The 24,897-nt window shown below is 42.2% G+C and carries 22 protein-coding genes and 1 tRNA gene; 7 read left to right on the plus strand and 16 right to left on the minus strand.

Annotated elements, in window-relative coordinates:
* Nucleotide 1 precedes the first annotated feature (1 nt).
* The 8 genes from nuoH to BQ7394_RS25070 all read right to left on the minus strand — a co-directional run bounded on the left by nuoH (nt 2) and on the right by BQ7394_RS25070 (nt 8,533).
* Nucleotides 2-1,090, minus strand: coding sequence for an NADH-quinone oxidoreductase subunit NuoH (nuoH, locus tag BQ7394_RS25035; protein WP_075559878.1), 1,089 nt, complete (start codon nt 1,088-1,090; stop codon nt 2-4).
* A gap of 13 nt (nt 1,091-1,103) precedes the next feature.
* Nucleotides 1,104-2,225, minus strand: a complete 1,122-nt coding sequence (locus tag BQ7394_RS25040) for an NADH-quinone oxidoreductase subunit D (RefSeq protein WP_075559879.1) — start codon at nt 2,223-2,225, stop codon at nt 1,104-1,106.
* Nucleotides 2,226-2,250: 25 nt separating this feature from the next.
* Nucleotides 2,251-2,700: an NADH-quinone oxidoreductase subunit C gene (locus tag BQ7394_RS25045; RefSeq protein ID WP_075559880.1), complete on the minus strand. Its 450-nt coding sequence runs from the start codon at nt 2,698-2,700 to the stop codon at nt 2,251-2,253.
* Complete coding sequence (locus BQ7394_RS25050; RefSeq protein ID WP_075559881.1) at nt 2,697-3,242, minus strand: NADH-quinone oxidoreductase subunit B; 546 nt, start codon at nt 3,240-3,242, stop codon at nt 2,697-2,699. Before BQ7394_RS25050 ends, BQ7394_RS25045 begins: the two co-directional genes overlap by 4 nt.
* On the minus strand, nt 3,233-3,583 hold the full coding sequence (locus BQ7394_RS25055) for an NADH-quinone oxidoreductase subunit A (RefSeq protein ID WP_075559882.1): 351 nt from the start codon (nt 3,581-3,583) through the stop codon (nt 3,233-3,235). Before BQ7394_RS25055 ends, BQ7394_RS25050 begins: the two co-directional genes overlap by 10 nt.
* A 124-nt stretch (nt 3,584-3,707) precedes the next feature.
* Nucleotides 3,708-4,109, minus strand: coding sequence for a hypothetical protein (locus BQ7394_RS25060; RefSeq protein ID WP_075559883.1), 402 nt, complete (start codon nt 4,107-4,109; stop codon nt 3,708-3,710).
* A 199-nt stretch (nt 4,110-4,308) separates the two neighbouring features.
* Nucleotides 4,309-6,000: a tetratricopeptide repeat protein gene (locus tag BQ7394_RS25065; RefSeq protein WP_075559884.1), complete on the minus strand. Its 1,692-nt coding sequence runs from the start codon at nt 5,998-6,000 to the stop codon at nt 4,309-4,311.
* Nucleotides 6,001-6,304: 304 nt separating this feature from the next.
* The gene (locus tag BQ7394_RS25070) at nt 6,305-8,533 is read right to left on the minus strand and encodes a T9SS type A sorting domain-containing protein (RefSeq protein WP_075559885.1); all 2,229 of its coding nucleotides are present in this window, start codon (nt 8,531-8,533) and stop codon (nt 6,305-6,307) included.
* Nucleotides 8,534-8,810: 277 nt separating this feature from the next.
* Between BQ7394_RS25070 and BQ7394_RS25075 the strand changes: the two genes are divergently transcribed.
* Nucleotides 8,811-10,451 carry a fumarate hydratase gene (locus BQ7394_RS25075; protein ID WP_075559886.1) on the plus strand — a complete coding sequence of 547 codons (1,641 nt, stop codon included), beginning with the start codon at nt 8,811-8,813 and terminating at the stop codon, nt 10,449-10,451.
* Nucleotides 10,452-11,043: 592 nt separating this feature from the next.
* Here BQ7394_RS25075 and pnp read toward each other — a convergent pair.
* A complete protein-coding gene (pnp, locus tag BQ7394_RS25080; protein WP_075559887.1) occupies nt 11,044-13,278 on the minus strand; it encodes a polyribonucleotide nucleotidyltransferase in 2,235 nt (744 codons plus the stop codon).
* Nucleotides 13,279-13,481: 203 nt separating this feature from the next.
* On the opposite strand from pnp, the gene BQ7394_RS25085 reads away from it, so the two are divergent.
* The 3 genes from BQ7394_RS25085 (at nt 13,482) to BQ7394_RS25095 (ending at nt 15,710) form a co-directional block, all read left to right on the plus strand.
* Nucleotides 13,482-14,639 carry a TlpA disulfide reductase family protein gene (locus BQ7394_RS25085; protein ID WP_075559888.1) on the plus strand — a complete coding sequence of 386 codons (1,158 nt, stop codon included), beginning with the start codon at nt 13,482-13,484 and terminating at the stop codon, nt 14,637-14,639.
* A gap of 193 nt (nt 14,640-14,832) precedes the next feature.
* Nucleotides 14,833-15,303 carry a transcription elongation factor GreA gene (greA, locus tag BQ7394_RS25090; RefSeq protein ID WP_028726457.1) on the plus strand — a complete coding sequence of 157 codons (471 nt, stop codon included), beginning with the start codon at nt 14,833-14,835 and terminating at the stop codon, nt 15,301-15,303.
* Nucleotides 15,304-15,314: 11 nt separating this feature from the next.
* Entirely contained in the window at nt 15,315-15,710 is a 396-nt protein-coding gene (locus BQ7394_RS25095) for an HIT family protein (RefSeq protein WP_075559889.1), read from the plus strand.
* Between the two features lie 213 nt (nt 15,711-15,923).
* Here the strand turns inward: BQ7394_RS25095 and BQ7394_RS25100 are convergent, their stop codons facing one another.
* Nucleotides 15,924-17,018 (minus strand): PspC domain-containing protein, encoded by a 1,095-nt coding sequence (locus BQ7394_RS25100; protein WP_075559890.1) that lies wholly within the window; start codon nt 17,016-17,018, stop codon nt 15,924-15,926.
* A gap of 12 nt (nt 17,019-17,030) precedes the next feature.
* Nucleotides 17,031-17,357 carry a PadR family transcriptional regulator gene (locus tag BQ7394_RS25105; protein WP_075559891.1) on the minus strand — a complete coding sequence of 109 codons (327 nt, stop codon included), beginning with the start codon at nt 17,355-17,357 and terminating at the stop codon, nt 17,031-17,033.
* A gap of 220 nt (nt 17,358-17,577) precedes the next feature.
* On the opposite strand from BQ7394_RS25105, the gene BQ7394_RS25110 reads away from it, so the two are divergent.
* From BQ7394_RS25110 to BQ7394_RS25120, 3 genes are all read left to right on the plus strand, one after another.
* On the plus strand, nt 17,578-19,386 hold the full coding sequence (locus tag BQ7394_RS25110; protein ID WP_075559892.1) for an AMP-dependent synthetase/ligase: 1,809 nt from the start codon (nt 17,578-17,580) through the stop codon (nt 19,384-19,386).
* Between the two features lie 52 nt (nt 19,387-19,438).
* Nucleotides 19,439-20,564, plus strand: a protein-coding gene (prfB, locus tag BQ7394_RS25115) for a peptide chain release factor 2 (RefSeq protein WP_097677889.1) whose coding sequence is annotated in 2 segments (ribosomal slippage) — nt 19,439-19,501 and nt 19,503-20,564 — 1,125 coding nt in all. Because the reading frame shifts where the segments join, the coding sequence is not laid out codon by codon here.
* An 80-nt stretch (nt 20,565-20,644) separates the two neighbouring features.
* A tRNA-Ile gene (locus BQ7394_RS25120) sits at nt 20,645-20,718 on the plus strand.
* A gap of 300 nt (nt 20,719-21,018) precedes the next feature.
* Here BQ7394_RS25120 and BQ7394_RS25125 read toward each other — a convergent pair.
* The 5 genes from BQ7394_RS25125 to BQ7394_RS25150 all read right to left on the minus strand — a co-directional run bounded on the left by BQ7394_RS25125 (nt 21,019) and on the right by BQ7394_RS25150 (nt 24,818).
* Nucleotides 21,019-21,591: a DUF4468 domain-containing protein gene (locus BQ7394_RS25125; RefSeq protein WP_075559894.1), complete on the minus strand. Its 573-nt coding sequence runs from the start codon at nt 21,589-21,591 to the stop codon at nt 21,019-21,021.
* Nucleotides 21,592-21,655: 64 nt separating this feature from the next.
* Nucleotides 21,656-22,054: a lipocalin-like domain-containing protein gene (locus tag BQ7394_RS25130; protein WP_075559895.1), complete on the minus strand. Its 399-nt coding sequence runs from the start codon at nt 22,052-22,054 to the stop codon at nt 21,656-21,658.
* A 384-nt stretch (nt 22,055-22,438) separates the two neighbouring features.
* Nucleotides 22,439-22,738 carry a hypothetical protein gene (locus tag BQ7394_RS25135; RefSeq protein WP_075559896.1) on the minus strand — a complete coding sequence of 100 codons (300 nt, stop codon included), beginning with the start codon at nt 22,736-22,738 and terminating at the stop codon, nt 22,439-22,441.
* Between the two features lie 786 nt (nt 22,739-23,524).
* Entirely contained in the window at nt 23,525-24,532 is a 1,008-nt protein-coding gene (locus BQ7394_RS25145) for an AAA family ATPase (protein WP_075559898.1), read from the minus strand.
* Nucleotides 24,525-24,818 (minus strand): helix-turn-helix domain-containing protein, encoded by a 294-nt coding sequence (locus BQ7394_RS25150; RefSeq protein ID WP_075559899.1) that lies wholly within the window; start codon nt 24,816-24,818, stop codon nt 24,525-24,527. The genes BQ7394_RS25145 and BQ7394_RS25150 overlap by 8 nt, the downstream gene beginning before the upstream one ends.
* Nucleotides 24,819-24,897: the final 79 nt, after the last annotated feature.

Consider the following 24,897-nt stretch of genomic DNA (forward strand, 5'->3'; position numbering starts at 1 on the left):
ATTATAAATACCATTCAAATACTGCAACGGTAGCAGCAATAAGTACATTGACAATGCTGATGGGCAGCAGGTATTTCCATTCCAGGCGAAGCAGCTGGTCGATACGGATACGTGGAAAGGTCCAACGGAACCACATGATCAGGAACACCACAAAGAATACTTTGCCGAAGAACCAGATAAATCCCGGAATATAATCCATTATTGCATTGAAACCGTCGAGTCCGTGAATGTAGAGCGGTTGCCAGCCTCCGAAGAATACCGTTGCTGCCATCATAGAGGCGATCAACATATTGGTATATTCCGAAAGAAAGAACATGGCAAACTGCATGCCCGAATATTCGGTATGAAATCCGGCTGTCAGCTCCTGTTCGGCTTCTGCCAGGTCAAAGGGGGCACGGTTCAGCTCGGCTGTTGAGGCGATAATAAATATTATGAAAGAGATGATTGCCGGAATATGTCCTTTGTAAATCCACCATCCGTCAGCCTGCGAATTGATGATCCCGAGGATGGACAGTGAACCGCTCATGGCAATAACGGCAATCAGTGACATACCGACAGAGAGTTCGTAACTCACGATCTGTGCACCGCTACGCATAGCCCCTAATAGCGAATATTTATTGTTGCTGGCCCATCCCGCCATCATCACCCCGATCACACTGATCGATGAAACGGCAGTGACATAAAGTACCCCAATATTGATATCCCATAGCTGTAATTCCGGCGAATAGGAAAAGGGAACCAGTGCCAGAAAGCTGGTGGTCAGTACGATGAAGGGGGCCAGGGCAAAGAGGAATTTATCCGCTTTGAACGGGGTGACGCATTCTTTCAGAAGCAACTTCAACACGTCGGCGATAGCCTGTACGGAACCGCACCAACCCACACGCATTGGTCCGAGGCGCAGCTGCATGAAACCGGCAATTTTTCGTTCGGCGTAGATCATCAGAATAACCAGGACAACGATCATTACGATAAGGGCGACGGCTGCAAGGATTAACTCGGCAGTCAATGCCCAGCCCGGCGACAGATAGTCGGACAATGTTTGCCCGATCCATTGGGTAAGACCTGTAAAATCTATTTGTAAACTTGTCATTTCTTTTTGTTTTTTATCTGTCAATATCAGGTATTATCAGGTCGAGTGTCGACATGATCGCCACAAGATCTCCCACTTTCGAACCGATCGACAAAGGTTTGAGTGCCGTCAGATTGCTGAAGTTCGGTGTCCGGAATTTCACACGCCAGGGTTTGGCTGAGCCGTCGGCAACAATATATACACCCAATTCACCGCGTGCAGTCTCTACCCGGTGGTAGTATTCTCCTTCGGGAAGTTTCAGCATTCCTTTGGGTTTATTGCGGAAAGAACCTTCGGGGATACGGTCGATCAGCTGTTCGATAATGGAGATAGACTCTTTCATCTCTTCCATCCGGACCATGTACCGGTTCATGCAATCTCCCCCGGAGAAAAGGATCTCTTTGAACTCTACCTGATCGTAAACATCATAAGGTGCCTGTTTGCGGACATCGCATGAAATACCGGAGCCTCTTGCAACCGGGCCTGTGCAACCCAGTGAAACGGCAAGTTCCGGAGTCAGTATGCCGACACCTTCCAGGCGTTTACGGAAGATGATATTGCCCGTAAGCAATTCGCCGTATTCATGTTCATGTTTTTTCAGGGAGGCGAGTACCTCTTTTACCTTGCACACGAAATCCGGATGTAAATCCTGCATAACACCGCCCGGAGTAATATAATTCATCGTCAACCGGTTGCCCCCTGTCTCCTCAAAGATTTCGAGTATCATTTCCCGTTCGCGGAATGCGTAGAAAAAGGGAGAAACGGCTCCCATATCCAATCCCATGCAGCCCCACCAGAGCAAATGCGAGGCGAGACGTTGTAATTCCGCCATGATAACCCTGATCACCTGCGCACGCTCGGGAACTTCAAGGCCGGCTCCTTTCTCGATACAGAGAGCGCATGCCTGATTGTTCATGTGGGCTGAGAGATAGTCCATCCGACTTGTCAGATAGATAAATTGCTTGTAGCCCAACGACTCGCACATCTTTTCGATGCCCCTGTGAATATAACCCGGATGCGGGTCCATATTCAGGATCGTTTCACCGTCCAGTTGGGTACGCAAGCGAAGTACTCCGTGTGTGGACGGGTGTTGCGGGCCAATATTGATGATGAAACCTTCCGATTCGTCAGGTGTTATTTCCATATATTTTTCCATGATTAATCCTATTAAGTCGTGTAGCTTACAAATCGAGCGTGTTCACAAAATCTTTACGTAATGGATATCCCTCGAATTCTTCATCCAGGAATAACCTGCGTAGATGCGGATGATTATCGAAACGGATACCGAACAGGTCGTATATCTCGTCTTCGAACAATTCTGCAGCCTGCCATAACTCATAGAGTGAGGGAAGGAGAGGAGTCTCTTCCCGCTCCACGTGTGTTTTCAGGATCATTTCATGTCCTTTGCCTACCGCACGCAGGTGACAGACCAGTTCAAAATATTCGCTACGGTCTGTTACTGTTTCGCAAACCAGCTGATTAAAACCAAATCTCTGGTCCTCTTTCAGCAGATGGGCGGTATCCATAAGCTCCTCTTTTGCGATTATCAGAGCCGGAAGCCCGAAACTTTCTCCTATATCTTTCCCCTGGAAACGGTTGGAGAGTAATGTTGTCAGTTCTTCTTTATTCATAACTCCGGTTCGTCTTTAGGTTTCTCTATTACATACGCTTTCTGCAATTTGATTTTTTGCTGCAACGCCATCATCCCCTGTAATAAGGCTTCCGGTCGGGGCGGGCACCCCGGAATATAGACATCTACCGGAACAATCTTGTCTACGCCCCGTACGACTGTGTAGCTATCTTTGGCAAATGGGCCGCCGGTAATCGTACAGGCTCCCATCGCGATCACGTATTTGGGTTCCGGTATCTGGTCGTACAAACGGCGTAGTACCGGAGCCATCTTGCTCGTGATTGTACCGGCTACAATGATCAGGTCGGCCTGTCGTGGGGTGGCACGCGCCACTTCGAAGCCGAAGCGCGACCAGTCGTATTTGGCGGATGCTGCACTCATCATTTCAATAGCACAGCAGCTAGTTCCGAAAGTCAATGGCCAGAGTGAATTACTACGTGCCCATCCGGCAATTTTGTCTATGGTCGTAACCAGGACGTTCCGTCCCAGGTTCTCGCGGAACTCTTCCGGTATCTCGGGTAAAAAGTCTTTTTTCATTTCCATTGTAATGCTTTCTTTTTAAATGCGTAAAGCAATCCCATGAACAGGAACAGCATAAAAAAGATAATCTCGACCAGTGCCGGGGCACCTACTTCTTTCAGTGTGACGGCCCAGGGATAAAGGAATACCATTTCCACATCGAAGATGAGAAAGGATAAGGAGAAAAGGTAATAACCTACGTTAAACTGCCCCCAGGATGTTCCTTCTGTGGGAAGTCCGCACTCGTAAGCCTCCCCTTTGACCGGGTTTCTGCGTTTCGTTGACACCAGTTTGCCTACGCCTATAGCCAGGCCGGCAAAACCAATGCCGGCGAACAGCATTAGTAAAATTGATATAGCTCCCATATCTGTTATGAATTAATTAAAAGGTAGATAACCTTTGCCGGATGAAGATGGTCACTTCCGGCAATAGCAATTTGTGCCGTTCCTGCCTACAGGAATAGCCTATAAGATATCAGTAAGAATAGATTTAAATAATAATCCTTCGCAGTTCGTAGATAAAATGTGCGAAGCGGTAATGAAGGGACGATGCGTCGATAATCTGTAAAGTCGATATTAATTCACTGGTACGCTGGCGTAGATTGAACTCTTTCAGGAATTGATCCGAATGAGATTTGTTTTCCAGCCGGAGTGAATTATTGGAGTTGCTTCTTTCGCGTGACAGCTTGGATAGAATATGTATATAGTTACAGTTCTCTGCCAGGTCGAATATTAACTCATGTTGCTGTTGTAAGGCTCTGTCTTTAATCGTTTTCTCGGCAGAACTCAATTGTACGTTCCCGTGACGGATACATGTACCTATATTTGTAGCGTCCTGAGTACCCATCAGTATCAGGCTCAAAAAAACAAGTATAGATAACAATCCTTTCATCTGGTAAAACGTCTGTTTGTTTAAATTAGCACGCAAAGGTGTAAAAGGTTGACAAGATGACAAAACATTTTGTCTTAAATTATATAATAAGAACCATATTTGTGTGTCATTTGTTCTTGTGTTCTGGCCGTTATGTATTAAAAAAATAAAGGCTGCCTCCGTATGGAAACAGCCTTTTATATGTAGGTTGTAAACTTAATTACTTAACCAAGCTAGCGAAATCTGCGTTAGTTGCATATTTAGCAAATTCCAGATCGATAGCAGCTTCTTTAGCCATAGCTTTGTCAGCAGCGATAGCAGCTTTCAGGTTGCTGATAACACCGTTTGCGTCGTTTGTACGAGCAGCAACAACCGCTTTCAGGTAAGAAGTAGTAGCATCAGGATTAGCAACAGCATTCAGAGTCTGAGATGCTTTGCTGTAATCTTTTACTAACAACTGAGCCAAAGCAGCGTTGTTTGTCTTAACAGAACCGAAAGAGTTAACAGCCTTAGCATATTCGCCTTGTTCCAGATAAAGAACACCCAAAGCTTCGCCTAATTCAGCTACGCCAGCAGCGTTACCGAACAATTGCTGAGCTTTAGCCTGGTCACCCTTAGTCAGAGCGATAAGACCTAAGTTCATGTTAGCTTCGTTGTTAGCCTTAACAGAGTTAGATTTGTTGAACATCTGTTCAGCCTTAGCCAGGTCACCAGCCTTGAATGCCATCATACCGATGTTGTTCCAAGTGCGGTAGCAGTTAGGATACAGTTCAGAAGCTTTTGTATAGATAGCCATCTTTTCAGCATCGTTGTTAGTCAGAGTAGCAGCATACAGAATTTCTTCGATGTTCAGTTCTGCAGGGTTGCTCTTTGCCAATGCGCTGATTTCGTCGTCAGACTTACCGATGATTTCGATGTTAGCAGTCAAACGAGAACGACGCAACTGAGGTAAGATAGTTTCTGCCAAATCAGAATATACAGCAGAGATGTTTTTGATTTCTTTTTCTCTTGTTTCAGGATCCTGGTACATAGAGATAACTCTTAATACGAGGTCTTTATCCTGCAGGTTAGAAGCAGATACCAATTCTTTGAAGCCTTCCCAGTCCTGAGCAGTGTAACGTGCATCAACCGGAGCATCAACTTTCATTTTCTTCAATTCTTTAGCCAGATATTTAGAAGTGTTACCTTCACGTCTTTCAGCCAAACCAGTGTTCAGTTTAACACCACCATCAGGAGATGCATAAGCAGAAATTTCGATTGCTACATTCTGGTTAGGAGCTTCGTCTGCATTTTTTACCAGGTCTTTCCAATCTTTGATAGATGTAGAGTTCAGTTCTTTTGAACGAAGTTCAGCTTGTTGGATAAGGAACATGATGTTAGCATCGTGAGCTTCTTTGATGATACGCTGGAATTTGTCAGCAGCGATAGCAGCAGTTGCAGTAGCAGCGTCAGCCAATTCAGAAGTTGCGATTACGCCTTCACCGATTTTTACGTCCGGCAATTTAACTGTTTTGTTCTTGATCTTTGCATCGAAAGTCAGATACAATTCAGATTTCTTCATTTCTGGTTTGTAAGTAAAAGCAGATTTCATTGTTACGTTAGCACCTTCTTTCTGCGGGATAACCTGATTGTTACCTTTTACTTTTTCACCTTGATAAGTGTAGGATGTTCCCCATGCTTCACCACCTGCGTAACGAAGAACCGGAGTTACTGTTACAACAGCTTTTTTATTGAACCATTTTGCAGGGAATGTTGCGTTGATAGTTACCGGAACTTTGCCTCCGATAGCCTCTAGCGGCTGCGGCTCAGCTTTGATATACTCTTCAGCTAGCGGTTTCAACTTGTTAGAACAAGAAGAAAGGGTTAAAATTGCTGCCATTACGAAGAATGACAATAAAAACTTTTTGTTCATAATTTGATGTAAGTTTAAAATGTTACTATGTTTATATATTCTCTTCCAATTGTCCCTTAGCCATCAAAGTGCAAAACTAAAGCATTTTTTTGTTATGAATAGCAAAGATACAATAAAATCTTTCTAATTAATACTTATTAATGAATCCGTGTCCCCTTTTTTGCTGAAACGGATATAAATAGCAGGATTTGCGGGCATTTCTTCGCCTGAGTTCCTGATATAATTAGGTTAATTTTTTGTATTTACTATATCGTTGCCAATACAATAAAGCAGCGTTTCCGACTTGCTTATTGTGTATTTTTGATTAAAATAATATCTTTTGCGTGAAACTTTCATTATTGTAAGTGACTCGTATCAGATAAATCCCTGTTGTGACAGAGGGTGTTGTGACTGTGTTTTGGCCAGTGTAGACCGTTCCGCTCCGTACCGTTCTTCCGTCTGTCGCAATCATTGAGTATTGGGCTTGTCTGATATTTTCCGGGAGCAGGATATGGACTGTTTTAGGAGTCGATCCTGTAAATATACGGATAGGATTACTTTTTTCGATGGATGTGTTGGCCGATGTGGTGTTATATTGGATAACCGGGTCGATAAACAGGGATGTATTCATCGGTGATGCCGGATGAGCGGTCGCTTCGATCCATTCTTCTTTATAATGAATCCAGGTCGTGTTTTTACTGGTTTCTCCTTTTGGTAGATTAAATGCCGAAAAGAAGGTCTCATCTGTAGAAGATTTGATTTTATAACCGATAAAGAAAGTCCCGGATACCGTGACCGGCTCTGAGAATGGGATGAACGACTCCTGGTCGCGGTTCAAAGGCTTAAGTGAGTCGATAAATATTTCACCTTTTTCTTTCAATGTCGTGAACTTCGGCTTGAATGCCTCGGTATGTAAAAGTCTTTCCGGTTTGTTGCTTCCGCTGTAAACGGTTATTTCTATATCGATATTTTTAGAGTTGGCGATAGATGGATTAACTATATACGCACCAAAAATGGAGGCATCCCCTGTTGTTTTATACATTTCTGTAAATTCGGTCATGCCTAATGAGTTGTTACCGAAAGCCGGTCCTTTCCCGGGTGAGGGGAGGGCGGTCGTTTCTATCGTATTTCTTTTGCCACTTTCACTGATATTGCTCAGGCGAATAGCTGGTGTTGTTGTATATGGATCGATACCGTTACAGATAAGTTCTTTGTTACGGTTGGATGGATCGAGCCACGTTTTTAGTTGTTTGTCCGGGTCGGGAGATATATCCCAGCTTCGGCTTAACATGTAGAAGTAATCGTTGTATGGTTTCGAACAGGCGGAAAATCCTCCGGACAAACCTCCGATTATCCGGTTGTTTTTATCGAACAAAGGAGAGCCGGATGAACCCCCGTAAGTACTCCCTTCCGCCCACTCTTCTACATGCCAGTGTCCGTTTTCTCCGAATAAAGCCTGTGGATAAGAATCTATTATTACATTATCGGTCTTTGAGAACCTTTTTACGGAAGCATTCGGGTGGTGAATATTGATATAGGGTGCTGTTCCTTCATCTTTGGCATTCCATCCTGCGTAATAAGGTTGATAGTAGACCGGTGGAGTTTCCAATAGTTCGAGCAGAGCCATATCCGTACTCTCGTTGGTTGCTCTGAAGTAGGTCGAAGCCATCGACATCTCCTCCGTGCCCCTCATTATAGGGTCGCAAAGTGGACTTTCGTAGTTGAAGAAAGTTACAATGGTTCCGGCGATCTGTTCATAGTCCGGATTTTCAATTGTAAATTGCTTGTTCAGACAATGGGAGGCTGTCAGGATATAAGGCTTTCCGTCGTTTTCTGTATTATTAATTAATGTACCTGTACAAGCCGTTTCTCCGTTGAGTACGATCAGGACGACGCTATGTCCGATGTCATCGTATTTATCTGTTTCCTGTTGCAGGCAGGCTAACGGTTTCATGCACCAGAAATAGGGACTGTCATCTTTAGGTTCATATTCTTTCAGTCCCCGATAGTCGTGGTTGACTTCTCCTACTTTTAGTCTTCCATGAAAGGGTACATTGGCAGGTTCCTGATATTCGATGATCAGTTCGTCACCCTGTACCGGTGAAACGGGTAGTATCCCGAGTTCCGAATTGTTCAGATAATTGAATGAACCTAAAATATGTGTCTGGTCAGGATTATACAGGAAAAGCTGGGCACCTTCGGGTAATTCGAATTCAGTAAATAATACATTGATGGAATAAGCTTTGGCCGAACGTATGCCTAACCGCCACACACGGGTCCCGTCGGCCAGTGTAAAACTGGAGCCTGAGTTTTCCGGTGTAAAGTCTGTCATAAACTTATAGGCGAAATGATAACCGCTGCGTAAATCGCTTTCATTCAGTGAATCGATACGTAATTGTTCATCTATGTCAAAAGAGGGCATTTCTTTGAATATACTTCCGGAGCGGGTACTTAATACCGTCATCGGAAGAGGTTTGCCTCCGTGACTGATTTGCCCTGTTAGATGGTCGGATATCAACAGACATAGCGCGAAAAGTACGACTAGCTTTTTCATGTTCTTGCAAATATATGTTTTTCTTTTCTAGAGTTCAAGTGTTGATAGTGAATATATTTCAGTCCTTAAAGCGATCTTTTTTTGTAGCTGTTGAATTTCTGTATGTTTTATAATCCGGATCACTTAAATTTATTTTTTAGCCAACTATTTCCTTCCTTTCGGAGAACAAATTTGTGAAACCTCTCTCGTATTTCATGATTTTTATCTAAGTTTGCCAATCGAAAAAGGATCATTCTGAATTATAAAACCAATAATTACATAATTAAATAATAAAGATATGGCAACACCTCCTTTCAAGTATCAGGCACCGTTCCCACTCGGACCGGATACAACAGAGTATTATCTGCTTACAAAAGATTATGTATCGGTATCCGAATTTGAAGGACAGCCGATGCTGAAAATTGCAAAAGAAGGACTTACAGCGATGGCTAACGCTGCTTTCCGTGATGTGGCTTTCATGCTTCGTCCCGAGCACAACGAACAGGTGGCTAAGATCCTGAGCGATCCGGAAGCCAGCGACAACGATAAGTTCGTGGCATTGACTTTCCTGCGTAATGCGGAAGTATCTGCAAAAGGACAGCTTCCTTTCTGCCAGGATACCGGTACGGCTATTATCCACGGTGAAAAAGGCCAGCATGTATGGACTGGATATTGTGATGAAGAGGCGCTTTCTTTGGGTGTTTACAAAACTTATACGGAAGAAAACCTGCGTTATTCACAGAATGCTCCTTTAAATATGTACGACGAGGTAAATACGAAATGTAACTTACCTGCACAGATCGACATCGAAGCTACTGAAGGTATGGAATATAAATTCCTCTGTGTAGCTAAAGGCGGTGGTTCTGCCAACAAGACTTATCTGTTCCAGGAAACAAAAGCGATCCTGAACCCGGCTACCCTGGTTCCGTTCCTGGTAGAAAAAATGAAGACATTGGGTACGGCTGCTTGCCCTCCTTATCATATTGCGTTCGTTATCGGTGGTACTTCTGCTGAAAAGAACCTGTTGACAGTGAAGCTGGCTTCTACTCATTATTACGACAACTTGCCTACAAGCGGTAACGAAGGCGGACAGGCTTTCCGTGATATCGAATTGGAAAAACAGGTACTGGAAGCCGCTCACAACATCGGTTTGGGTGCCCAGTTCGGCGGTAAGTATTATGCGCACGACGTTCGTATCGTTCGTCTACCCCGCCACGGTGCTTCTTGCCCGGTAGGTATGGGTGTTTCCTGTTCTGCCGACCGTAACATCAAATGTAAGATCAATAAAGACGGTATCTGGATCGAAAAGATGGATTCAAATCCTGGCCGTCTGATCCCAGAGGAATTGCGTAAGGCCGGTGAAGGGAATGCTGTAAAGATCAATTTGAACCAGCCGATGGCTGATATCCTGAAAGAACTGACTAAATATCCGGTATCGACTCGCCTTTCTCTGAGCGGAACGATCGTGGTAGGTCGCGACATTGCGCACGCTAAACTGAAAGAACGTATCGATAAAGGGGAAGGTCTGCCTCAATACATCAAAGATCATCCTATTTATTATGCAGGTCCTGCCAAGACTCCGGCTGGAATGGCTTCCGGTTCTTTCGGCCCGACAACTGCCGGTCGTATGGACTCGTATGTCGACCTGTTCCAGGACAATGGCGGTAGCATGATCATGATTGCCAAGGGTAACCGTAGCCAGCAGGTTACAGATGCCTGTCAGAAGCATGGTGGTTTCTACCTCGGTAGTATCGGTGGTCCGGCTGCTATCCTTGCACAGGAAAGCATCAAGAAGGTAGAATGTCTGGAATATCCTGAACTGGGAATGGAAGCAATCTGGAAGATCGAAGTAGAAGACTTCCCTGCATTTATTCTGGTTGACGATAAGGGTAACGATTTCTTCAAACAGCTGAAGCCGCGTTGTTCTTGTAGTAAATAAATGAATTATTAAATAAGAGGTAAAGAACCTGCTCCGTTTGTTCGGGGCAGGTTTTTTTGTGCATTAAAAAAGGTGTGCCTCTGCCAACACGTAATTCATGTTGCAATGCGCCTGTTCCGCCTGTACTGTTTTTCGATAGCAGCCTACTTCTTTAGCTCAAATATGGCTGTTATTTTCACGAAAACTACTTATTCTTCTCCTTTAGATCCCCTTTTAAGGCCCTTTTGCACCCGGGTTTGAACGGTGCTAAGACCCGGATCTCAGCACCCTTTACACCCGGGTCTCAGAAAAGAAAAGTCCCTACTTTGTTGAAAATAAGTCATATACTTTGCCGGTTTTGTCAGGGTGTTTTATGATAGTATGATGGTTGAAAATAGAACTGTCATAGGAACTGTCATTCTATATGTATATTGAAATACAATTGGTATGTGCTGCTGAGTGATAGTATGATGGTTAATTTGAAAAAAAATGATCTGTTTAAGTTTTATGTGTATGGGTTGTAACGTGCCTGAAAAGTGGAGGTCGGGTATAAAAAAAGAGCCATCCTGTCGCAGGATAGCTCTTTATATATAATGTATAAGAAAGTCGTTTATTAACGATCGTTACGGCGATCTCCACGGTCACCACGATCCTGGCGAGGACCACGGTCGCCGCGATCACCACGTTCCGGTCTCGGACCTCTTTCTGGTCTCGGCGGACGTTCTTCGTAACCTTCCGGCTTCGGCAGCAACACCTTGCGTGAAAGTTTGAACTTACCGGTCTTTGCATCGATGTCTACCAGTTTAACCTGAATAGTATCACCTTCTTTCAAACCAGCCTGTTCTACTGTTTCCAGACGAGCCCAGTCGATTTCAGAGATATGAAGCAGACCGTCTTTGCCCGGCATGAATTCAACGAATGCGCCGTAAGGCATGATAGAAGAAATCTTTCCTTCGTATACTTCGCCTATTTCCGGAACTGCAACGATACCCTTGATCGATCTGATAGCAGCATCGATTGTATCTTTGTTGGTTCCTGAAATTTCGATACGACCGAATCCGTCAACTTCTTCAATCGTGATAACAGCACCTGTCTTTTCCTGAATACCCTGGATGATCTTTCCGCCCGGGCCGATTACTGCACCGATAAATTCTTTGCCGATTGTCATCGTTTCGATACGAGGAGCATGCGGTTTCAGATCTTCACGGGTTGTCGGTTGAGCTTCCATGATCTTTCCTAAGATATGCATACGGCCTTCTCTGGCCTGTGCCAATGCATTTTCAAGAATTTCGTATGACAGACCGTCTACCTTGATGTCCATCTGGGTAGCTGTGATACCGTCTTTTGTTCCTGTTACCTTGAAGTCCATATCGCCCAGGTGGTCTTCGTCACCTAAGATGTCGGACAGGATAGCATAGTTCTTACCTTTGTTTTCTGAAATCAAACCCATTGCGATACCTGATACCGGTTTCTTCATCGGAACACCGGCGTCTCTCAATGCCAATGTACCGGCACAAACAGTTGCCATGGAAGAAGAACCGTTTGATTCGAGGATATCGGAGATTACGCGGATCACATACGGATATTCATCCGGAATCATACGTTTCAAAGCACGGTGGGCCAGGTTTCCGTGGCCGATCTCACGACGTCCTACGCCACGTGATGCTTTTGCTTCACCGGTTGAGAACGGAGGGAAGTTATAGTGTAAAAGGAAACGTTCTTTGCTATGGTTCAGTACGTCGTCAACCATCTTTTCGTCGGCTTTGGTACCGAGTGTAACAGTTGTCAGTGACTGAGTTTCACCACGTGTGAAAACTGCTGATCCGTGAGGTCCCGGAAGATAATCTGTTTCGATCCAGATCGGACGAATTTCGGTAGTCTTACGGCCATCCAGACGTTTGCCTTCGTCCAGAATTGCACGGCGCATAGCTTCTTTTTCTACATCGTGATAGTAACGGCTGATCATTTCAGCCTTTTCAGCCAGTTCTTCTTCTGTGAAGTTGGCTTTATATTCTTCTATGATTGCTTCAAAAGCATCGAAGCGCTGGTGTTTGTCTGTACCTGATGTAGCAACGGCATAAGCCTTTGCGAAACATTTGTCATGTACGTCTTTACGCAGTTCTTCGTCGTTTACTTCGTGGCAATATTCGCGTTTTACGAGTTTACCGCATGCTTCCGACAGTTCGAGTTGAGCCTGGCACTGTACTTTGATCGCTTCGTGAGCAATCTTGATAGCTTCAAGCATTTCAGATTCCTGTACTTCAGACATTTCACCTTCTACCATCATGATGTTGTCGATTGTAGCGGCAACCATCATGTCGATATCTGCTTTTTCCAATTCCGAGAATGTCGGGTTGATAATGTATTTGCCATCTACACGTGCTACACGTACTTCGGAAATCGGACCGTTGAAAGGTATATCTGAAACGGCCAGTGCAGCAGATGCAGCCAAACCTGCCAGTGCATCCGGCATGTCTTCGCCATCGGCAGAGAACAATATAACGTTTACATATACTTCGGCATGATAATTGTCCGGAAATAACGGACGCAGTGCGCGGTCTACAAGGCGTGATGTAAGGACTTCGTAATCAGAAGCCTTTCCTTCTCTTTTTGTAAAACCTCCCGGAAAACGGCCAAATGAGGAGTACTTTTCTTTGTATTCAACTTGCAGCGGCATAAAGTCAACACCGGGATTTGCATCTTTTGCGGCACAAACAGTAGCCAGCAACACTGTGTTACCCATACGCACGGTAACCGCACCGTCCGCCTGTTTTGCCAACTTCCCGGTCTCGATGGTGATGGTTCTTCCATCAGCCAACTCGATCGTCTTGTTAATTGGATTAAGCATAATCTTCTTTCTTATTTTTCTATCTGTAAAAATTGGTGCAAATGTAATGAAAGTTTACCTGTAAATGCATGAAAATGAAAATAAAAAACATCAGAAAAGTTCTTTTTTATAAAAATAAAGGGAAGATTTTGAGAATAATAGTGCCACAATTGTAAAATAATGTATATTTGCATCGGAATTACGAACATTGTAAAGAAGAAATGATGAAACAAATATCTGCACAATTACTGCTTGTTTTCGGAATATGCATGCTGTTATTCACCGCGTGTAATAATGCATCCGATTTTACCGTGAAAGGAGTTGTTTCCGGAGCTGATGGGCAGACCATGTATCTGGAGAACGTCGGTATATCGAATGTCGAGACTCTTGACTCTGTCAAGCTGACGGCTGCCGGTAAATTCAAATTCAATCATAAACGTCCGGCGTTTCCTGATTTTTATCGTTTGCGCCTGAATAACCAGCGGATTAATTTTGCGATCGATTCGGTTGAGACGATCACGATTGCTGCCGATGCAGGTACATTTGCTACTTCATATACCGTGGAAGGTTCTGAAAATTCGAAAGCGATCAAAGCGATTACCCTGGCACAATTAGATGCTAACCAGGCTATCGGCAGGTTGCGTAAAGAATATGAAGATAAACATATAGCGGACACGACTTATCGTGCAAGAATACTGGAAACGGCAGAGGCCTATAAAGATGTTGCCCGTAAATATATTTACTCGGCACCGATGTCGACTGCTGCTTACTTTGCGTTATTCCAGCAGATTGACGGTCTGTTGTTCTTCGACCTGTATGACAAGAATGATGTGAAGGCTTATGGTGCCGTAGCAACCAGCTACGATCATTTCTATCCGGGAAGTCCCCGTTCCAAACATCTGTATAATCTGACACTACAGTCGATGAAGGTGCTTCGTGCCCAGCGTCCGGTGAACTTTGATAATGTGAAAACAACCGAGGTGAGCTTCCTCGATATTGAACTGCCGAACCTGAAAGGGGAAGTGGTGAAGTTGTCGTCGGTGGCTGAAGGTAAACCGGTTGTGATCAATTTTACTGCTTATCAGGCAGAATGGTCGCCGGCTTTGAATATGACTTTGGGAGAACTCTATACAAAGTATCATGGACAGGGATTGGATATTTATCAGATATCTTTGGATTCCGATGTCCATTTCTGGAAAAATGCTGCTTCTAATCTGCCTTGGGTTACCGTGCGTGATCCGCAGTCGGTTTATTCGCAGATTGCAGGATTGTATAACGTGAAGCAACTCCCCGCGATTTTCATACTCGATCGCAAAGGCAACCTGGTTAAACGTGTGGATGACGTGAAAACCTTGGAAGCCGATGTGAAAGCAGTACTTTAATGTATCGCGCTAACAATCAGATTTATATGTTGTAAAGCACTTGCGAAGGTTTGTTCATTTTGAAAAGATGTCTTATCTTTGCGTAGTCTTAAATAGAGAGAAAGAGGAGTTCCGGCCAGGTTGTTGGTCGGGATTCTTTTTTTATATGTGGTATAAATATTAATTTAATAATCAATAATTAGGAGGATTTAGTATGGCTGTTAGTTATATGACAGAAGACGGCTACAATAAGCTTTTAGCTGAGATCAACTATTTGGAAACCGTGAAACGTCCTGAGATTTCTGCCCAGATTGCTGAAGCCAGAGATAAAGGAGATTTGTCTGAAAATGCAGAATATGATGCTGCAAAAGAAGCTCAGGGTATAATGGAAGCAAAGCTGTCACAGTTGAAAGGTTTGTTGGCCAACGCTCGTTTGATCGACGAAACACGTGTTCAGACGAACGAAGTTCAGATTTTGAACAAAGTAAAGATCAAGAATACGAAAAACAATGCTGTGATGACGTACACTTTAGTGTCTGATTCGGAAGCGAACCTGAAAGAAGGTAAGATTTCTGTCAGCACTCCGATCGCTCAGGGACTGATGGGCAAGAAAGTTGGTGACGTAGTGGAAATCAAAGTTCCATCGGGGTTAATGACTTTCGAAGTAATGGAAATTTCAATTTAATACAATAAGATATGGCAACAATATTCAGTAGAATAGTGGCTGGTGAGATACCTTGCCATAAAGTTGCGGAAGACGAAGAATTCTTTGCCTTCCTGGATATTAACCCGGTTGCAAAAGGGCATACATTGGTGATTCCAAAGAAGGAAATTGATTACATTTTTGATCTGGAAGACGCATTGTTAGGGCGAATGATGGCTTTTGCCAAGCGTGTAGCCCGTGCTCAGGAAGCAGCTATTCCCTGTAAGCGTGTAGGGATGGCTGTGATGGGGCTGGAGGTGCCTCATGCCCATATCCATCTGATCCCTATAACGAAGGAATCTGATATGTATTTTGGAGGTGAAAAATTGACAATAAGTCAGGATGAATTATCTTCAATCGCCGCCTTGATAAGAAAAGCGTACAAATAATTGGTGAAAGTCTTTTTTTATTAAAAATAATACGTATATTTGTAACCACTATTTCTGTGTAACCTTAAGGGGCCCAGAGATAGTGGTTTTTTAAATGATTCATTAGTGGTTTTTACTCATAAATTTGTTAACCTTAGAAGAAAGGCCCCTCTGAGACAGAGCGGCCTTCTTTTTTTAAACACACATTTTAAACGATAATCATTTTATTTCCTTCTATATATGTATAGAGTAACCGTTTTGCCAGAAATAAGGAGTAAGAGCCGGTAATCCTACATGTACGAAATAGATCACACAACCAGCCAGTGCGATTATCCATAAGACAAGTAATGTCCATTTTGCTGAATTGGGAAGCGGTTTCAGATTGAACAGTTGTCCGCATATAGCATAAAGCAGGGAGATTGCCGGTATGCCAATCAATAATATAGTGCCGATGCAACCGATGATGACCATATAAACAGGCTCTCCATTATATAAATCCATTCCGAACGGTGAAAGATGATACAGAACACTGGCTCCGCCTCCGAGTAATGCGACCGTTACAATGAATAATATGAATACAACGAGCAGGAGAGGAGGTAATAGAATAATACCCGCCAATATAGCACCGAATTTCAGGATGAAGCCGAACACTGTAACAAACAGGTCAGCTATTTTTTGAAAAAAACTTCTTGGCTTATCAGAACTGATATAATCGTTTACGTTATTCGATACCTTTTCGAAACCGTCTGTAACAGTTTGTCCGATAGTTTCAAGTGTGACGCTTTTCCCCCGCATGATTAATCGATCGGCTGCCGTTCTTGCTAACGGCATTACCAACCAGAGTACGAGATATAAAATAGCCATCCAATGTACGAAAGGAATAAAGAGTAATAGGATCATGGCTAACCTGACGGCTGTGGCATCCCAGCCCATATAAGCGGCAATGCCAGCTGCAACTCCACCGATCACCCGGTTGTCGGGATCACGCATCAGTTTTTTCTTACCGGTAATGACCTGTTCCTGGAATACGCGTTTACCCGTAGTCTCTTTTTCATCTTCTTTCTCTTCTTCAAATATTTCCTCCGGTTTTCCCATGCGGTTGATGACCTCTTCGACATGTTCGATCGTGATGACTTCATGACCCAGGCGGACCCGTTCGCCGAAAAGTTCGGATATGCGCATTTCGAAATCGTTCATGATCTCTTCGGATCCCTCTTCTTTGCGGAAATGTATACGCAAATTGGAGAGATATTTATCTAATAGCTGATATGCATCTTCGTCAATGTGGAAAACTGTTCCTCCCAAATTAACAGTAAGTGTCTTCTTCATTGTTTTGCTGTTTTAATTGTTTCTGATGTGGTTGATTGTTTCGTTTAGTTCCTGCCAGGAGTTTTCCAGTTCTCCGAGAAATTCTTCACCTTTCTCTGTGAGTTGGTAATACTTGCGAGGCGGTCCCTGAGTCGATTCTATCCACTGATAACTTAATAATTCGCTGTTCTTTAACCGGGTTAAAAGGGGATATAAGGTGCCTTCAACTACAATCAATTTAGCCTCTTGTAACTTCTGAATAATGTCAGAGGTGTAAGCCGGCTCTTTCTTGAGAAGCAGGAGGATACAATACTCCAGTGTCCCTTTTCTCATTTGTGATTTTACGTTCTCTGCATTCATCTCTTATAGTTTTATGATGCAAATATATGTATTGCCTATGTACTATGCAATACATACTACTATATTTATTCTATTTTAACATGCTCTTTCTATTGTGTCCGTAATATGTCGGAAATGTTTTTTGCACAAAAAGTGCGATTGTGTGTAAAAAAAGGAGGGAATGTGTTGCTATTCAGTAGGAAAGCCGTACTTTTGTTGTATCAATTCAAAAAGAAGAATTATGGTATATTACCACTATGCCGAGTTAATTCACCGGCAGGCTGAAAAATATGGCTCGCGTACAGCTTTGAAATACCGCGATAATGAAAGCGGAAAATGGTTAAAGATCTCATGGAGAGATTTCTCTGAGTATGTAATGCTTACAGCAAAAGCGATGGCAGAGTTTGGAATAGAGGTACAGGAGAAAATTGGTATCTATTCTCAGAACATGCCGCAATGTTTGTTTACCGATTTTGGAGCTTATGGCAACCGGGTAGTCTCTATCCCTATGTATGCCACTAATTCTCCGGCCCAGATAGAATATATTATCAATGATGCGGATATACACACCTTATTTGTGGGCGAACAGTTACAATATAATAATGCCTTTAAAGTCCAGAAAGAATCATCTGTGTTAAAACGCCTGGTGGTATTTGACTCAGCTGTTAAATTCAATCCGGACGATAAAACGTCTATCTATTTCGATGATTTTTTGCGTTTGGGGGATAATGCACATGCGGAGACTACCGTAAAGATCCGTACCAATGAAGCTACTCCTGATGACGTAGCAACTATCATGTATACTTCCGGTACTACCGGCGAATCGAAAGGGGTTATTCTCCACCATTTCAATTATCTGGAAGCAATGCGCATTCATGATATCCGTCTGCCGATGGTAAACGACAAGGATACGTCGATGTGTTTCCTGCCTTTAACCCATATCTTTGAAAAGGCCTGGACTTATTACTGTCTGCATAAAGGGGTGAAGATAGCCATCAATCAGGATCCGAAGCAGATCCAGAAAACATTGCCGGAGGTTCATCCGACCTTGATGTGTAATGTACCTCGTTTCTGGGAAAAAGTATATGTAGGAGTTCATGAGAAGATCAATTCTTCTGCTCCTTTTATGAAAAAGATTTTCCTGGATGCAATAGAAACAGGACGTTTATATAATCTGGAATATAAGAATAAAGGACTTCAGGCTCCTTTCTGTCTGAAATCCAAGTTTAAATTTTACGACAAGACTGTTTTCACTTTGTTGAAAAAGGTATTGGGTATCGAAAGGGGACGTCTGTTTCCTGTGGCCGGTGCTCCATTGTCCGATACGGTGAACGAATTCCTGCAGTCTGTTAATATCCCTATTGTTTATGGCTATGGCTTGAGTGAGACTACGGCAACCGTATGTTTCTATCCGGAGATAGGTTTCCAGTTTGGTTCTATCGGTGAAACCATGCCGGGTGTGGAAGTGAAAATAGATGAAAGCAATGGTGAAATCCTGGTAAAAGGAAAGACGGTAACAACCGGATATTATAACAAGCCGGAAGAAAACGCCCGTTCGTTTACGGAAGACGGATTTTTCCGTACTGGAGATGCCGGACGCCTGGAAGGTAATGTGTTGTTCTTTACAGAGCGCATCAAGGACCTTTATAAAACATCCAATGGTAAATACATTGCTCCCCAGGCCATCGAGATGGAGATGAGTAGTGATAAATATATCGAGCAGATTGCTGTTATCGGCGATCAGCGTAAGTTTGTCAGTGCTTTGATCGTTCCGGCTTATCCTTTATTGGAAGAGTATGCTGAGAAGAAAGGTATAACATACGGCAGTCGTGAAGAATTGGTTGCCAACAATGATATTATCCGTCTGATAGAATCGCATATTGAAGAACATCAGAAGAATCTGGCTTCTTATGAAAAGATCAAGCGGTTTACTTTGCTTCCCCAACCGTTTACTATGGAAGGGCGTGAGCTGACCGATACCTTGAAATTACGACGTCCGGTTGTCCTGCAGAAATATGCCGATCAGATTGAAGCGATGTATGCAGAGTAAACTGACGATTAATTTTCTATCTTTGCACAAAATTTAAAAGAAGAACAAGAGTATGATAACATCAGACCAACTACAGAATGTGTTGGAGCGCGAGCTCGCGCTGAGGGGGTATCTTTGACATAGATGGTAAGACCATCCAGTTAGAAGAAGAAGAATTGCGTACGCAGGACCCCGGTTTCTGGGAGGATGCCAAGCGGGCAGAGGCTCAGATGAAGAAAGTGAGGGAACTGAAAAAGTGGATTGAACTTTATAACGAGGTTCATGATGCCGCAGAAGAGTTGCAGTTGTCTTATGATTATGTAAAAGAGGAAATTATCACTGAAGCTGAGGTTGATGCTGCTTACAACAAGGCGTTGGAACTGGTAGAAAACCTGGAATTCCGGAATATGCTTCGTGATGAGGCCGATCAAATGAGTTGTGTCCTTAAGATCAACTCCGGAGCCGGCGGTACCGAAAGCCAGGACTGGGCTTCCATGCTGATGCGAATGTATCTGCGTTATGCTGAATCCAATAATTATAAAGTCTCTATCGCCAACTTACAGGAAGGGGATGAAGCCGGTATAAAAACGGTAACGATCAACATCGAAGGTGATTATGCATTCGGTTACCTGAAAAGTGAGAATGGTGTACATCGCCTGGTTCGTGTCTCTCCGTATAATGCACAGGGAAAACGTATGACTTCTTTCGCTTCCGTGTTTGTCACTCCGTTGGTGGACGATACGATCGAAGTGAAGATTGAAACTGCGGCAATTTCGTGGGATACGTTCCGTTCGGGAGGTGCCGGTGGACAGAATGTGAACAAGGTGGAATCCGGTGTTCGTCTGCGTTACCAGTTTAAAGATCCTTACACAGGTGAGGAGGAAGAGATCCTGATCGAAAACACGGAAACGCGCGACCAGCCTAAGAACCGTGAAAACGCGATGCGTCAGTTGCGTTCCATCCTGTATGATAAAGAGTTGAAACATCGTCTGGCTGAACAAGCCAAGATTGAAGCCGGTAAGAAAAAGATCGAATGGGGATCACAAATCCGTAGCTACGTCTTTGACGACCGTCGTGTGAAAGACCACCGTACCAACTATCAGACTTCTGATGTGAACGGTGTCATGGATGGCAAGATCGACGAATTCATCAAGGCTTATCTGATGGAATTTGGTGGTGAGGAAGCTGCTGAAAAGTAAAGTTTTCACAAGAATACTTGCAAAATCCGATTAAATGTCGTAATATTGCACCCGATTTCAGAGTAACCCTCTGAAATACCGGTCCTATAGCTCAGTTGGTTAGAGCACCTGACTCATAATCAGGGAGTCCTTGGTTCAAGCCCAAGTGGGACCACGTTGAGAATCAAGCAGTTGCTAAATAAGTGACTGCTTTTTTTGTTTGCGGTGTTATGCAGGTGTTATTGAATTACGTTTGTCTCTGTTTTGAGCGCTGGATATGCAGGATTTTTTCATGGCTGTCTGATCGAGGAACTTTCCAGTGAAGGGTGGGAGGGGTAATTGGTCTACTAATAATATATACGTTTCTGATCCTGAAATTTTTTTCATCAATTGTTTTCTACATATTTTGTATTAAACTTGGATAACGAGAGGGTCAAAAAATTAATTCTGACCCTTTTCGATTCATCTGAAATAATTACCAATCACTGTGAACTGCCTTGTCTAAAACGCCTTCTAAAATCATTAAGATGGTACTGTTGACTGTGTATTCCAATGACTTTTTCGCTTTTTCGTTTTTCAGTTTTCCTTTCATATTGTAAATTGAAAATTCATCTCCTCCAATAGATATGGTATTCTTTTTAATGAACATCTCTTGATATTTATGTGTTACAGTAGTCATTTTGTTTATAATTGGCGCATTTACTTTTATTTTGTTATCCTTAAATTCAAATACTAGCTTGAATGAAATATCAAACGAATGAAAGTCTGTCCTTTTTACTCCTTTACCAACAGTACATGCTATTGAAACTTGCTTGTTTTCAACTGTTGATAAAACATCTTTGGGAGATGTAAAATGTTCTCCCACCGTTAACAGCACTTTCTCATAAAGATCTCTTTGGGAAAATTCGGGATAATCAAAAATGAGGTAGTCTGGAGTTTCTGGATTGGTGCTTAACATACCTGACGGAGAAAGTACAAATATGTGACCTTCTGCAAAAGAGGTTAATGATACTATTAACATAGCCAATGTAAATAAACTTTTTTTCATGATCGTATTATTAGTGGATTAAAAAACATCTTGTATAAGAATGTTTGTATAGTATAGCTAAGTATTATTGTTTCGTACAGATGATTTTCATGCTGTCTTTGTCAAGAAACATTTCTAATTCACATTCCTTCGCAGATATGTTCAATATTTGATATCTCACATATTCTTTACCATCAATGTAGCAAGTAATAGTTTTGCCGGAAGCCTTATAGTTACCTTTGCCATTCCCAAAATATCCTTCCCCGTAGTAGGAGTCATCTGAATTAAAGGTCGCGTAAGCGGCTTCTATCGTGTAGGAATAAGGTGGTTTTGTCACATCTACATAAGAGCCATTGATCTCCACTTTCGTTAGTTTCCATTTCCCGATAAGAATATCCTTATCAAAGTCGAGTTTCTCATCATCAGAGCATCCAGCACAGATAGTGATGATTAAAGTGAGCAATAAAATAAAGTTCTTTCTCATAACTTGTAAAATTTATTTGTTAATACTAAATCAAAAAACATTTTAATTCAGCAGTCACTCCATTTACAAGCATAAAAAAAACGTAGAGCTACCGCCATACGTCATCTAGGCCTCCTACAGCCTACTTACTCAATGGTGCAGCTCTACGCCTATGGCATAGATACACTAACCCAATGAGTAAGTCTGAAAGCCTGTTGTTGGTCGATGTAGGAGTTCGATGACGATTAGGCTTATGTAAAAAAATCATTCGTACAATTCGAATGGTGCACAAATATACAAAACGTTAGAATACTGACCAAAGATTAATAATAAATATTGTTCCCTTTATACAGGGGGTAGGAATGTTCTGTCAATACTATAACTTAATTTGTATATGCTAAGAGATTAATACTGCTTTATCTTTAAATTAACTTCATATCCTTCATAAGCTAAACAACGGGCAAAGATACGGACATACTCTTGTATTTGAGGATCATTCCACCATCTGGAAGCTATAGGTCCAAGGGATGATGGTTTTCCTTGAAAATTGAAAGCAAACCTGTATGCTTCTGACATAGGGTAACACCCCATTACATAAAGAACCAATGCGGTTCGTGTTTGGAGATCAATTTGGTTTTTTACAAGTGTCCAACCTGATCTTATAGGCCTTTGCTCGCCCCACTTTTTATACTTTTTTCTTCTCATCGTTACTATTTAATTGGTGCTCAATACAACCGTAAAGGCCATAATCAGCAGTTAATGATGCCGGTCTATTCTCCCCTAGTTTACAGCGCTCCCATTTGTGGCAGTTCCGGCACGAGTATTGGGGAGTACTGTGCCGGTGTTCTGCTTGAGGCAGTAAATTAATCAAGGGCATACAAGAGATCCTTTTTGATCGATAGATGACCTAAAGAGGGCTCTATGTTCCTCTAATTTTTTGTTATTACCAATCCAAAACCAATGAAATCGAAGTTTAATCTTGTCATCTTGGATATTGGGATGCACTTTGTCATATGATATTATCATTTTTTCTAATAAGATATACGGGTTATAGAAATGAATATACTTAGTAAGCACCTCATCTATAGTCGTCTTTAGCACTTTGCCTAAAGAGTCTTCATCGTCTTTATATCGATTGACTACTCGCCAGATTTGTTTACTGACTTCTTTGTTTAAGATCTTATAATACTTTTTATTCGACCCATAAACAGGATAAAATGATTTATATTTATACATGATAATTAATACTGTTCCTTTACAGTAATTAAATGATGAAAAAGCTTATATATTAAACCACAAGAGCCGCTTTTTCAAAATAAACTCGTTGTTGTTGTTGTAAGACAAAGATAGTTTGTCCTAGTTTGGACAGGTATTTGACAATTTAGACAAAACAAAACATAATATACTGAATGATAGCGGTTTATATTGTCTTCTTTTTGACAAGTCTTTAAGACAAAGCGACACACACCTATATATAGGTGTGTCGTCTTGTCAAATGTCAAGTTCCTGTTCAGTAGTAGCTTCTTGCTCCTGAAGAATATACATTTTTGCCTGATTCTTTTTTAATATACCCCAATCAGATGCCGCTTTAATCCTCCTTTCAGCAGTTTTGTAACCTTTGGGGGCTATTATTTGCATAATTTGCCCCTTTAGTTCATTACGGGACCACCAAAGACGATCTTTCATAGCCTGTTTCATTAGGTCATAAAGCTCTTTGTACTCCTCTTCTATTTTGGGTATCTTACAAGCAATTGGCAATCCTGTGTTATCAATAGAAAAAGAGAAGGGTTCTATTCCTTTATTACGGCTGTGAATAGAAGAAACCGTGGCTATCCCACTACTATTTACAACCTGTAGAACAGTTTCAGATTTGTTACATAATTCTGATCCTAAATGTCCACGAGCATTGTTGTCGGCTTTATTTTGATGCAGAACAGTGATTATTCCGCACTGGTGATTTGTTGAGATTGCCATTAAACAACTAGTGATATAAGCAGATTCTTTCAAATCATTAAAATCTCGTATCATGTCGCGAATGCCATCGATAATAATCAAATCTGGTTTCAGTTGTTCAATTGCCTTTAGACTGATTCTTAGACGTTCTTCGGCCTCAAATTCGCGTAGGGATAACATTATTAGTCTATTGTTAGACTTCTCTAATTTCCAATTGCAAAGTCTATAAATACGTTTCTGTACCATATTGACATGGCTTCGACTTTGTTCTGTGTCAATGAAAAGACAAGTGTCTCCTACTCCACTTATACTAAATACATCGTCTTCTAGAAAGGCTGCTACGATGGAAGATGTTAAGAATGTTTTGAAAGCTTTAGGCTTACCTATGATAGTTGCTATATTTCCCTTTGAAACAATTGTTCTATCTCCTTGCTTAATTATAGGATCAGGTTCGGTGAATTGCTCTGTTATTATTACTCGGCAATTCAGATATTTATCCTCATTCTCATTCTCTTGGGACTGAAAGTTTCTTCCTTCATTATCCATGACCTGTATCCTTTCTCTCTTTAATGGCCTCATCTATTTTATCAGGATCGAAAAAAACACGTTTCCCGATCGTGTAAAATGGAATTATTTCTTTGTTTTTTAGGTCCTGAGCCTTTGATACAGAGCAGCCCAAATGTTTCGCCAGTTCTCTGATTCCACTTATTCTTTTTGGGGATGGTTGATGTTGGAGTAAGCATTGACTGTTTAGCTTTTCCACAACCTTTTTAGCAACAATAGAGGATATCTGTTCGTAATCTATTGTTAAAATAATTTCGTGATATGTCATATTTCTTTGATTTTTTTGCTTGCCCCGCAATATGCGTTCTCTAGCATGAAGTGAAACTGTTGTTAAATAGTTATATCTG

Origin of the sequence: Parabacteroides timonensis (assembly GCF_900128505.1) — a bacterium.
Lineage (GTDB): Bacteria > Bacteroidota > Bacteroidia > Bacteroidales > Tannerellaceae > Parabacteroides > Parabacteroides timonensis.